The 12,532-nt window shown below is 63.0% G+C and carries 8 protein-coding genes; 7 read left to right on the forward strand and 1 reads right to left on the reverse strand.

The features are described from left to right. Nucleotides 1-64: 64 nt before the first annotated feature. Nucleotides 65-1,258, reverse strand: a complete 1,194-nt coding sequence (locus IEX64_RS06805) for an AAA family ATPase (RefSeq protein WP_047824590.1) — start codon at nt 1,256-1,258, stop codon at nt 65-67. A gap of 202 nt (nt 1,259-1,460) precedes the next feature. On the opposite strand from IEX64_RS06805, the gene IEX64_RS24855 reads away from it, so the two are divergent. The 7 genes from IEX64_RS24855 (at nt 1,461) to IEX64_RS06840 (ending at nt 12,487) form a co-directional block, all read left to right on the forward strand. After that, on the forward strand, nt 1,461-2,219 hold the full coding sequence (locus IEX64_RS24855) for a DUF7146 domain-containing protein (RefSeq protein WP_444544066.1): 759 nt from the start codon (nt 1,461-1,463) through the stop codon (nt 2,217-2,219). A 59-nt stretch (nt 2,220-2,278) separates the two neighbouring features. Further along, the gene (locus IEX64_RS06815; RefSeq protein WP_188818900.1) at nt 2,279-6,517 is read left to right on the forward strand and encodes a strawberry notch-like NTP hydrolase domain-containing protein; all 4,239 of its coding nucleotides are present in this window, start codon (nt 2,279-2,281) and stop codon (nt 6,515-6,517) included. A 91-nt stretch (nt 6,518-6,608) separates the two neighbouring features. Continuing rightward, nucleotides 6,609-7,190 (forward strand): DUF433 domain-containing protein, encoded by a 582-nt coding sequence (locus IEX64_RS06820; RefSeq protein ID WP_047824584.1) that lies wholly within the window; start codon nt 6,609-6,611, stop codon nt 7,188-7,190. Continuing rightward, the gene (locus IEX64_RS06825) at nt 7,187-7,561 is read left to right on the forward strand and encodes a DUF5615 family PIN-like protein (protein ID WP_188818901.1); all 375 of its coding nucleotides are present in this window, start codon (nt 7,187-7,189) and stop codon (nt 7,559-7,561) included. The genes IEX64_RS06820 and IEX64_RS06825 overlap by 4 nt, the downstream gene beginning before the upstream one ends. 175 nt (nt 7,562-7,736) lie before the next feature. Then, on the forward strand, nt 7,737-9,830 hold the full coding sequence (locus IEX64_RS06830; protein ID WP_188818902.1) for a ParB/RepB/Spo0J family partition protein: 2,094 nt from the start codon (nt 7,737-7,739) through the stop codon (nt 9,828-9,830). Between the two features lie 84 nt (nt 9,831-9,914). Then, nucleotides 9,915-11,591 (forward strand): ATP-binding protein, encoded by a 1,677-nt coding sequence (locus tag IEX64_RS06835; RefSeq protein WP_188818903.1) that lies wholly within the window; start codon nt 9,915-9,917, stop codon nt 11,589-11,591. Beyond that, nucleotides 11,588-12,487 carry an ArdC family protein gene (locus tag IEX64_RS06840; RefSeq protein WP_188818904.1) on the forward strand — a complete coding sequence of 300 codons (900 nt, stop codon included), beginning with the start codon at nt 11,588-11,590 and terminating at the stop codon, nt 12,485-12,487. The genes IEX64_RS06835 and IEX64_RS06840 overlap by 4 nt, the downstream gene beginning before the upstream one ends. The last annotated feature ends 45 nt before the right edge of the window (nt 12,488-12,532 follow it).

Consider the following 12,532-nt stretch of genomic DNA (forward strand, 5'->3'; position numbering starts at 1 on the left):
TCCTTCGCCGAGTGCCACTGCAACGAACAAATCATGAACATTGCAGCATGGAACAGATATCGGCTTATGCATTGATCACCTCCTGCTCGCTGGCAGGTGAGGCAACACCCCAGCCTTTACGCACGAGAACTTCGACCTGGGCGAGGGCTTCATCGAGATTGCCTTTGCAGCGCTTGTGCGTTCGTGCCGTGCCGATTGGGCGCTCCAGTTCGTAAACCGTCATCATGCGCAATGCGGCATGGCTGATTTCCGCGCTTTCGAGTATTGGAACGGGGAGCAGGGCAGGGCCGAAGGTCTGCTCCATGATCTGCCTTACCATCGCGTGGCTCGGATCGTTGCTGTCGAACTTCGAGCACAGGAGCCGGACGAAATCGTAATCGACGACGATTCCCGCTTCCGCCAGTTGCCCGGTCACCTGATCCATCATCGAAAGGAACTGCACGGTAGAGCAGAAATCTGGCGTCGTGGCTGCCAGCGGCACGATCAGTGAATTGGCCGCCTGCATTACCGCGAGCGAAATGGTCCCAAGTGCCGGAGGCGGGTCGAGGATCACGACATCGTAATCCCTAGCGAGGTCCTGCAAGCCCTGTTTCAACTTGCGGAAGCGAGAGGCTAGCACACTGCCACCATCGGCACCCGATGCGGCCAGTTCATACTCGACGTCGAAGAGTTCGAGATTGGACGGGATCAGATCAACGTTGGGCCAGGGCGTCTTCTGCACGGCATAGAGAAGGTCGGTCTGGGTAGGATCGATTGAGAGGTATGGATAGAGCGTCTGCTCTCGCGTGATATTGAAATGCGGATTGAAGCCGAACAACGTCGTTGTCGTCGCCTGGCTGTCACAATCAACCACGAGGACGCGATATCCCTGGACCGCGAAATAATGCGCAAGGTGGGTCGTTACCGTGGATTTGCCGACACCGCCCTTGAAATTCTGGACAGCAATAATCGCCGGGTTATCGAGCGGAGCGCGCGCCGGAGATGCGCCAAGGACTTCGCGCATGTTGAGCAGATCATTGATCCCGTATCCGGGGCGTCGCCCATTCTCTGTTGGCGGGGGAGGAGGCAGTCGCCCATCGTCTTCGGCCATGCGGATACGATTCGTTGAACAGCCAAGCAGGCTCGCGGCTTCTGCGATCCCGAATCGAACGGTAAGCTCCTTGCGCGATTCGGGCAGGAATGCTTGGCGTCGCAGTCTTTCGATCATGCGTTCGCCAGTTTGCGCCATTTCTGCTATGCGCTCGACTTCTGAATGCATTTTGGTCCCAGCAAATAGACTTGAACGTTTTCTTTCTCCTATAGCCATAATCTCATTCAGTCCAGCCGGGATTCGATCCTGAAGCGGGGTGAGGGGAGGGGGATCGTGCTTCGATTGCATGACCCTCGTTTGCAACAGACCCACATCCGAGCTGAAAGCGCTGGTTAGCCGACTTGGCGGCACTTGGTCCGGGAACACCGCCATGTGTCTTTGTCCGGCCCATGCCGACCGAACGCCTTCGCTGTCGATTCGGCAGGGTGATCGCGCAATTCTCGTCACTTGCCATGCAGGTTGCGACCGCTCGGACGTGTTGCGGGCCATTGGCCGAATCACACGCATACCGCATTTTAATCCGGCCAAAATCGAGCGAGCTCCTGCAAGGTCGGGAAACGCCTTCCTCAAAATCTGGCGCGAGGGTCGTCCCATCGAGGGCTCGCTGGCCGAATGCTATGTCCGCCAAGTTCGTGGCATCGGCGGCGTACTCCAGGACCTGCGTTTCCATCCACGGTGTCCGAGAGGGCAGGAGGCCTTGGCTCGATTCGAACCGGCGTTGCTGGTCGGGATGCGCCGCGACGGTGACCTTGCTGCGATCCAGCGGATATTCCTCGATCCAAGAACTCGCAGCAGTACTGCCAAACTCTGCCTTGGCCGAGCCATCGGATCCGCATGGACCAACGGCATACATGGAAATGTTCTCGGGCTATGCGAGGGCTTCGAGACCGCGGCGGCCTTCACCGCTCTTGTCGGCATCAAGGCCTGGGCAAGCATGGGCGCTAAGCGGTTTCATCAACTCACCATTCCGCGACAAGTCGAACACCTGATCCTGCTCGCCGACAACGATGCGGAAGGGCATCGCGCAGCGATCCGCGCCCTTGTGGCCTATTCTCGCCCCGGTCTTGCCATCGAGACCCGCTGGCCTCCGCACGCCGCGAACGACTGGGCCGATCTGCTGAAGCGGTGAGGGGAGGGGGGCGGAAGGAATGGGCCAGTCCGGCCCATTGCCTTGAGGGGACCCGCTCCATGACCATCACGATCTCGCGCGCCGATGCCATCCTTTCCGCCGCCCGCACGCTTGCCGCCAAACTGTTGTTGGCCATTCCCATCGACCGCGCTGCGCTCAGCGAAGCGATGAGCGAGGCCAGCGGTGGCTCCGATGCAGACGGATTCTGGCAGCAACGCGACAGTTTCGAGGCGCTTGAAGCGGCTGTGGTGCTCGCCGTGCCGGAGCTGATCCGCGGCTGTGACGCTCTCGCTGCCATCCGCGCGCTCGAAGCCCTGTCACGCGAGCTTCCGACCCATACTGTGCGCAGCGAGTGCCAGATCGCCTTCCAGCAGTTCTCAACCCCGCCCGCATTGGCCATGCTCGCGGTTCACCTTGCGCAGCTTTCACCGGACGATGTCCTGCTCGAACCGAGCGCGGGAACCGGTATCCTGGCGATGCTGGCACAGCCCCATGTCGACCGGCTTCTGCTCAATGAACTGGAACCGACCCGAGCCGAGCTGCTCGAAGGCCTGTTCCCTGGTGTTCCGGTCACCTGCCACGATGGCGCGAAGCTGACCGCGCTGCTCGCCGGGGCGCAACGACCGAGCGTCATTCTCATGAACCCGCCGTTTTCGGTTTCGCAATCGCGAGGCGAAGATCCCAATACGGCGGCCCGGCATTTGCGTTCCGCGCTCGACTTCCTGCGCCTTGGCGGCCGGATCGTCTCCGTCATGCCCGACTGGTTCGCCCCAACCGCGCGAGGCGGCGAGGCGTTCCGCCATACGCTGCAAGGCGCGCGCGTCGCTCTTTCGCTCCGGCTCGACAAGGGCGGCTATGCCAAACACGGCACCGGTATCGCCGTGCGTATGCTGGTGATCGACAAGGTGGCGGGCGATGGCACGGTCTCGTCGATCAACCGCCCCTCGTCGGGCGAGCTGCTCGCGGCTATCTCCTCAGTACCCCCGCGCATGCCACCGCGCGAAGCGCAGCAGTCCGCCGTTCCCCGTGCGACCAAACTCGGGTTCTTCCGTTCGGTGAAGACTGGACCGGTGCGCCCTGTCGTCATCCGCGCTGCCCAGACCAGTGAGGTGAGACCAGTTGCCTACGAGGTGCTCGATGAGCCCGCGCCCATGGGTGAGCAGCGCGGGGTCTACGCCGATTACCGGCCCTCTCGCATGGTGCTCCCCGAAGCCGGCGAACACCCGACCCACCTCGTCGAATCCGCCGCCATGGCCTCGATAGCCGCGCCAAAACCCCAATATGTGCCGCACCTGCCCGAACGTACGGTCACCGCGGGCCTGCTTTCGGCCGCCCAGCTCGAGACCGTCATCTATGCAGGCGAGGCCTGGTCGCGCGATCTGCAGGGTCGGTTCAGCCATCCCGCCGGGGAAGTGGCGTTGAAGGAAGACCCCGACGGACAGCTCTATCGCACCGGTTTCTTCCTTGGTGATGGCACCGGAGCGGGGAAGGGCAGGCAAGCGGCAGCCTGCATTCTCGATCAGTGGCTCAAGGGCAATCGCCGCCATATCTGGATTTCGAAGAATGCACCATTGCTCGAGGACGCGCAGCGCGACTGGTCGGCGATCGGCGGGCTGCCTGCCAACATCCTCGACATCTCGCGCTGGAAGATCGGCAAAGAAATCACCGCGCCCGAAGGTATCCTGTTCGTGCCCTATGGCACGCTGCGCTCATCGCGCGTGGAGGACACCCGGCTTGACCAGATCGTGCGTTGGGCAGGCGCTGACTTCGAAGGTGTGGTCGTCTTCGACGAAGCCCATGAAATGGGCGGCGTTGCCGGTGGGGAAGGGGCGCTTGGCCAGAAGGAGGGCTCGCTCCAGGGGATCGCCGGAGTGCTGCTGCAAAACACCCTGCCGCGCGCCCGCGTGCTCTACGCTTCAGCGACCGGGGCTTCGGACGTCAACAACCTTGCCTACGCGGTTCGGCTCGGTCTGTGGGGGCCGGGGACGGCCTTTGCCACACGCGAGCAGTTCATCTGCGAAATTCGCGACGGTGGCATTGCCGCGATGGAACTGGTGGCGCGCGATCTCAAGGCATCGGGACTATACCTTGCCCGGGCACTGAGCTTTGCCGGTGTCGAGTACGATATCCTGCGCCACGAGCTCACCCCTGAGCAGATCGCCATCTACGATACCTATTCGCAAGCCTGGACGATCATCCACCAGAACCTCGAAGCTGCGCTCGAACTCACCGGGATCGTCGATGGCTTTGAAGATCGCACCTTGAACAGCGGTGCCAAGGCTGCGGCGCGCAGCCGGTTCGAAGGCACCAAGCAACGCTTCTTCAGCCAGGTCCTGCTGTCGATGAAGCTGCCTTCGATCTATCCTGCGATCGACGAGCATCTGGCACAGGATGAAAGCGTGGTCGTGCAGTTGGTCAGCACGGCGGAATCGATCCTCAACCGGCGGCTGAACGAGCTCGAACCGGAGGAGCGCGAGACGCTCGACATTACAACCGACTGCAAAGAATACGTCGTTGATTACCTCGGTCGCGCCTTTCCGACCCGGCAGATGGAAGAGTACGTCGACGAGCTCGGCGATGTCCGCTCGCGCCCGATGTATGACGAGGCTGGCAACCCCGTTATCAACCCCGATGCTGAGGCCAAACGCGACGAGCTGCTCGAATATATCTGCGCCATGCCGCCGATCCCGACCGCGCTCGATGCCCTGCTCGAACACTACGGCGTCACTGCGGTTGCCGAGGTGACGGGGCGCACCAAGCGCCTCGCTCGCGACGGCTCCGGTCAACAGCGGCTCGAAAGCCGTTCGCCGCGCACCAACCTTGCCGAGACCAGCGCATTCATGACCGGAGCCAAGCGCATCCTCGTGTTTTCCGACGCCGGCGGCACTGGGCGCAGCTATCACGCCAGTCTCGACGTCAAGAACCAGCAGCGCCGTGTCCACTTGCTGCTTGAACCGGGGTGGCGCGCCGACAGGGCAATCCAGGGCCTCGGGCGCACGCATCGAACCCATCAGGCCTGTCCGCCGTTGTTCCGCCCGGTTACCACCGACTGCAAGGGCGAGGCGCGCTTCACCAGCACGATCGCCCGGCGGCTCGACGCACTTGGCGCGCTGACGCGCGGTCAGCGTCAGACCGGGGGACAGGGGATGTTCGATGCATCCGACAACCTTGAAAGCAACTACGCCAAGCATGCCTTGCACGACTGGTATGGCCTGCTCGCCACCGGAAAGCTCAAGAGCACCAGCCTGCAGGAGTTCGAGACGATCAGCGGTCTCGAACTGACCGACCGTGACGGGGTGCTCAGCGAAAACCTGCCGCCGATCCAGCGCTGGCTCAACCGCATCCTGGCGATGAAGATCGCCGTACAGAATGCGATCTTCGACGAGTTCCTCACGCTTGTCGAAACCCGCGCCGCCGCCGCCCGCGAGGCGGGCACCTTCGACATCGGGGTCGAGACTATCGCGGTGGAGACCTGCGAAGTCCTGTCCGACACGGTGATCCGTACCGATCCGGTGACCGGCGCGACTTCGCACCTGCTTGAACTCTCGCTCACCCAGCGCCGCAAGCTCACCTCGCTCGAACGCGTCATGGCGATCGCGGCGCACCACGACAAACCGCGGTTCCTGCACAACGCGCGTTCGGACAAGGTTGCGCTGTGCAGTCCCGCGCCCTCGCACATGGACGACGAAGGCAATTACATCCGCCGGTTCGAACTTGTGCGCCCCTTGCGCAGCGAATATATTCTCGCCGAGCGGCTCGCCGAATCCGCATGGGAAGATATTGAAGGGGCTGACTTCGAAGCGCGCTGGCAGGCAGAGTACGCCGCCGCCGAGAATCAGCTGGTCACCGAAACGGTCTATCTCGCAACGGGCCTGCTGCTGCCGATCTGGGGCGCGCTGCCCAAGGAAGACCTCACGGTCAACCGCATCGTCGACCAGACCGGCGCCTCCTGGCTCGGCCGCCACGTCCACGACCTGTTCGTTGATGCGACGCTCGAGCGGCTTGGAGTTTCTCGCAAGGCCCAGGTCGATCCCGGCAAGATCGTTCAGGCTATCCTTGGTGGTGGCAGCTGGAAAGCGCCGCATCCGAAGAATTTCACGATTCGCACCTCACGCGTAAACGGCGCGCGGCGGATCGAGATCGCCGATGTCGAACCCGGCCGGATCGCCGGGCTCAAGGCCATCGGCTGCTTCACCGAGATCATCGCCTACAAGACGCGCGTGTTCGTGCCGTTAGAGAAGGCGGAGGCGGTGCTGGCGGCGGTTGTTGGCCGATTGGGCGGGGAACCTCCTTGCTGAAATGGCCACGACCAAAGCAAAGCCCTGCGTCCTTGCCCCTTGCAAATTTCGCGCAATGCATATATCTATCCCCTAGCTAGGGAGTAATTAAATGACTGGCCAGTTTTCTTCCCGCGAAGTGGCGGCTCTTGCCGATGTATCCGTGCGGTCTGTTGACAAGGCGATCGAAGAGCGGGTCCTTGCCGGGATTCGCGCCAAGGCACGCGGGCGGCGGCGTATGCTGCCGCTCCACGCGGTGCCCTACGCGGCGATTGTCACGCGCCTTCCGGTCACGCTTTCGCTTGCCACCAAGCGCGATCTTGTTCGCAGGCTCTCCGAACGTCCGGTGGCGAGCATGACGAGCGAGCCGCTCGAAATCGCGCCCGCAGTCGTCGTCGATATTCCCGCGCTCGTCGGTTCCGATCTCGCCGAACGTGCCGAGCGCTACAGCAAGGCGCGCGAAGACCACATTGTCACCGACCCAGAAATCATGGGCGGCACTCCGGTGCTGCGCGGCACGCGCATGACAGTCTATTCGGTTCTTGGCAGGCTCGAAGGTGGTGATAGCGTCGAGGATATTCTCGATGACAATCCACACCTGAGCCGCGAGGCAATTGAGACTGCCGCGCTCTATGCCCGGACCCATCCGCTGGTGGGGCGGCCCGGCGGGCGGCCCTGGGCGAAAGCGGCTTGAACCTTTTTATCGACGAGTGCCTGTCTCCACTGCTCGCCCGCGTTCTCAACGAAACGGGCGAGCATAGTGCAATGCATCCAAGAGACATGGGCCGCCTCGGCGAGCCTGATCACGTTGTCCTTTCCCGCTGCCTTGCCGAAGATCGGGTCATCGTCACCGAGAACGCCATCGATTTCCGCAAGCTGGTGTCACGCGAGGAGATACACCCCGGTCTTATCATCCTGCCTAGCGTTCGCCGAGATGAGGCCCTTCGCCTTTTGCAGGAAGCCCTTGGATACCTCACAAAATGCGGGGTCCCTGCAGATGTGATGGTCAATCATGTCCTTGAGGTCTTCCCGGACGGGACCTTCCGGCTTTTCGAACTTCCCTGACGATGTGACGACTACGCTATCGGGGGCTATCCACCGCACAACCTGAAAATCACCTGCACCGCCCGCGTTGCTTCCACCCGGGCGTCCATTTCGTTCCTGAAGTGTCGAAAGGGGAGGGGGGCTGGAGGGGTTGAGCCGTTCGGCTCGATCCATTCCGGCCATGAGGAGCCCTCCCGTGAACGATATCCAGATGATCCCGCTCGGCAAGCTGCGCTTGTCCGAAGCCAATGTCCGCAAGAACGATAGCAACCTCTTCATCGAGGAGCTTGCCGCCAATATCGAGGCCAAGGGCCTCCTGCAGAACCTGATCGTGGTGCCCGCCAAAAGACGCGGGTTCTTCGATGTGACCGCCGGTGGTCGGCGTCTGCGCGCGCTCAATGCGCTGCTTGAGGCGGGCAAGGTGACCAAGACCCACGAGGTGCCGTGCAAGGTCATCGACACCGACAGCGCCGAGCAGTCCGAACTTTCGCTGATTGAGAACGTCATCCGCCTCGACATGACGCCGACCGACGAGATCCGCGCCTACAAGCACTTCGTCAACGAGGGCAGCGACCTCGACGCGATCGCCAAGCGTTTCGGCCGCACCCGCAGGTTCATCGAAGGCCGTCTGCGCCTGGCCGATCTCGCCGATCCGATCTTCACGGCGCTCGAAGAAGGCCAGATCACGCTTGATGTCGCCAAGGCCTACGCGACCACGCCCAATCACGAGCGTCAGATGATGGTGTGGAACGAACTGGCCGATTCCTGGCAGGGCAACCAGCCCGATTCGATCAGGCGCATGATCACCCACAGCGCGGTGCGCTCGTCCTCGCCGATGGCAAGGCTGGCCGGCGAAGCCGAATACCTCGCTGCCGGTGGCCGGATCGAACGCGACCTCTTCACCGAGGATTCGAACGAGACCTGGATCGATGCCGAGATTGCCCAACGCATCGCCGGCGAGAAACTCCAGGCCTTTGCCACTGAGGTCGCCGAGACCTCGGGCTATGCCTGGGTGCGGCCAGTACTTGAAAGCCGGGTCCCTTACGCGGCGACCGAGGATCTGCATCAGGTTCATCTCGACCCCGCACCGCTCACCGACGAGGAACAGGCCGAAGCCGACCGCCTGCTAGAGACGATCTCAGCGCTCGAAGCCGAGAGCGAGGGCCTCGATGAAGACGACGAGGCCGCAGTTGCCGAGTTCCAGGCGCGCTGGGAAGCGGCGACCGAAGCATACGATGCTCTCCACGACAAACCCCCGGTGATCCCCGAGGAGATAAAGGCCAATCTCGGCTGCTTCGTCATCGTGCGCGAGAACGGCGAGCCCGCGATTGCCCATGGCCTCTACAGCGACAAGCCGCTCGAGAAGCGCAAGGCGCGTGGCAGCGATGCCACTGGAGAAGGTGGTTCGCTGGGAGAAGGAAGCGATGCCGGATCGGCGCCCAAGCCGCTGTCGCAGAAACTGGTCGAGGAACTGGCCGTGCAGCGCCGCGACATCCTCTCGGTCAATCTCGCAGCCAACCCGGCGATCGCGCTCGACTACATGATCTTCGCGATTGCCGATGCCGGGCTGACCTACGGCGCGCAGGCGCTCGGCACCACAATCCGCGCGCCTTCACCCTCGCTCTACCTCGCCAGCTATCCGGAGTCCCCTGCGCACACGCTGATGGCTGACATGCGCGAGACGCTCGATACCGCCTGGACCGAACACGAGCGTACCGTTGAAAGGTTCACCGCATTCAGCGCGCTCGATGACGAAGCCAAGGCCGCATGGCTGGCCTGGTGCGTTGCCCGCACGCTCGAAGCGAGCATGGGCGTGGCGCGCAAACCCGGTCAGTCCGGCCCCGAACCGATCGAACTCCATGATCACCTGGCATCGCTGATGGAGATCAGCGTCGCCAATCACTGGCGGCCCACCTCGGCCAACTACTTTGACCGGGTGAGCAAGCAGACACTGCTCGCGCACGTCACCGAAGTGGGCGGGCCGACCATGGCGGCAAGCTTCATGGGCGCGAAGAAGGGCGACCTATCGGCATCCTGCGAGAAGCTGTTCGCCGGTGAGACCATCGTCGCGCCCGAGGTCAAGCAGGCGGCGCTGGCCTGGGTGCCCGAAGCGATGCGCTTCCGGGTGCTCGGAGAATCCGAGGAAGGGGAGGCGGAGCCCGAAGATGGCGAAGCCAAACCGCAGGACGATGTGTCCGATCCCACTGAGCCGGAAGCGGCACCAGACGCCGCTTCGGAAGACCACGGCGAACCCGACGCAGCCGCGCCGCGCGAGACCGTCGACGCCTGATCCCATCCCTTCACGCAACGCCGCCGCAGGCCTTTCGGGGCCTGCGGCGTCATGCCTGTCGCGCCAACAACAGGACTTCTTCCCATGACCATTCAGACAAAGCTGCGGGCACGCGTTTCGCCGCAAGTGATTTCCAAGGTTACTCGCATATTCAACGGAACCCTCGACGACATCTTCAACGAGCTGTTCCAGAATGCCCGCCGCGCCGGTGCCACTTTTGTTGCCGTCACCACCGAGCATATCGGCGACGCCTGCATTATCACCGTCACCGATGACGGGGCCGGCATCGCCAATCCTGCCGATCTCGTCTCACTCGGCCAGTCAGACTGGTCGGATGAATGCCAGACCCGTGAGGATCCGGCCGGCATGGGCTTCTTCAGCCTGGCAGGGCTGGACACGGTGGTCAGTTCTACCAGCGCAGCGGGCGCCTTCTCGCTGGCCATATCAGGCGACGCCTGGACCGGCGAGGCAGACATAGATGTCCTGCCCTGGGATGGCCCGCCCGGAACGCAGATCGCGTTCCACTTCGCAGCGTTCCCCGATGGCAAGCTCGAACGCGCAGTGGCCGCAGCTGCACGATTCTATCCGCTGCCTGTCAGCTACAACGGCGAGGGCCTGCCAAGCGCGGACTTCCTTGAAGGCGCGCATTCGGTCATCGAGCGCGACGGTGTGCGGATCGGTGTGTTCCGGCAACGCCATGTAGGCCAAATGCCGACGGTCAATTTCCACGGTGTGACGCTGATCCACGCACTGCCACAGATTAAGGAGGTCCATCACGCGCAGTGGAGCGCCCGGGTCGATATTCTCGATGCACCCGACCTCGTGCTGGTGCTGCCCGCGCGCAAGGAAATCTACCGCAACGCCGCGCTCGAACGCCTTGTGACCCAGTGCCGCGAGGCGATCTTCGCAACCATCCGCGCCGAGCCCTTCCATCGTCTCAGTTTCGAGGACTGGCTGGAAGCCAAGGTCAACGACGAAGACTATCCCGAAGCCTCCCGCGAGTTGCCGCCGCTGCACACGGTCCATGCGCGTGACACCTATCGCGATATTCCGAAGTTCGAGCCGCTCGCGGCCAATGCAGCGATCTACGACGAAGCGGACTCCTACGATTCGGTCACCATTGAACGCGCGCTCGCCTTCTCGCGCGGCGGTGTCGACGGCGAGCCGCATTGTCTGGCGGGCGCCCAGCCGCTGACCTTCTACACGCCCCTGCGCCAGTTCGCCGGCTATCCCTGGTACGATGCGCTTTCGTGCTACATCCGCACCGGGGAGTCCTTCAGCCAGGACGATGGCTTCCAGACCCGCTCGGACGATGACGGGCTGACCTTCCGTCCCGACAGGATCACGCTCGAGCTTGCCGATCAGCATGGCCGCCGTCTTGCGGTGCCGAGCGACTTTGCCATCCTCGAAAACGACGATGCCTGGAGCGATCCCGACTATGCGCGGATCGCGCTCGCCCGCACATCTTCGCTCGATCCGGGCGATCTCACAGAGTTCATCATCGACGCGGCATTCAGCCCTTCGGACGATGCCGACGCGGACAGCTACGACACCCAGGAAACCCGCTTCCGCCACGATGCTGCCGTCCGCGCGCATGCCATCCTCGAAGGCGAAGATGCGGCAATCCTCGCCGGAATCCGCATGGCCTTTGCCGACCGCGTGGCCTGGCGGATACCCAAAGGGCGCACGCTGCAGCTTACATGGTCAGGCGAAGGGACCGACCTCAAACTGCTTGCCACTGCCGGGGAGGCACGGCCATGACCCGCAAACCCCGGCCCGATGTCGCGCAGGTCATCACCGACCTAATCCTCGAGAAGATCGCCTCGGGCACCGCGCCTTGGCTCAAGCCCTGGTCGGCGACCAGTACCCGCCCACTGCGCCACAACGGGGTTCCCTACACGGGGATCAACACGTTTTTCCTATGGGCGGTGGCCGAGGCTTGCGGTTACGCCAGTCCCTACTGGATGACATATAGACAAGCCGCCGAACTTGGCGGGCAGGTTCGGAAGGGCGAGAGCGGTTCCTACAGCGTCTTCTACAGCACCGCTCAAAAGACGGACACCGACCGGCAGACCGGCGAGACCACCGAAAAGACCATCAGGTTCATGAAGTGGAACCACGTGTTCAATGCGAGCCAGATCGATAGTTTGCCCGCGCATTACTACCCGGAGCCACCGGACCCCAAAGCCATCGGCGAACTGTCTGCCGGCGTGCGTGACTTCCTCGATGCAATTCCGATCCGGGTCGTCCATGGAGGCGGCAGCGCGCATTACACGCCTGCGACCGACACGGTGACGCTGCCGCAGCCACAGGCGTTCCATTCGATCGAGGCGTATTTCTCGACCCGATGCCATGAGCTATCTCACGCCTCAGGCCACGCCAAGCGGCTCAATCGCCAGTTCGGCAAGCGCTTCGGCGATCAGGCGTATGCTTTCGAGGAAGTTGTGGCGAGCCTGGCGCAGGCGATCCTTTGCGCCGAATACGGCCTGCCGAACGAGCTGCACGACAGCCACGCTTCATACATCGATCACTGGGTCAGGATCATGCGCGGCGACAAGACCGCGATCCTCCACGCCGCGGCCAAGGCCGAGCAGGCGGTCCAGTGGCTGCGCCAGTTCGATCCCGCGCTTGCCGAACCCGAGCGCAAGGCGGCCTGAGCGCAGCGAGCACATCGCTCCTCTCACCAGCTTCGCTCGCACGGC

The organism is Novosphingobium indicum (assembly GCF_014645195.1).
In the GTDB taxonomy this organism is placed as follows: Bacteria; Pseudomonadota; Alphaproteobacteria; order Sphingomonadales; family Sphingomonadaceae; genus Novosphingobium; species Novosphingobium indicum.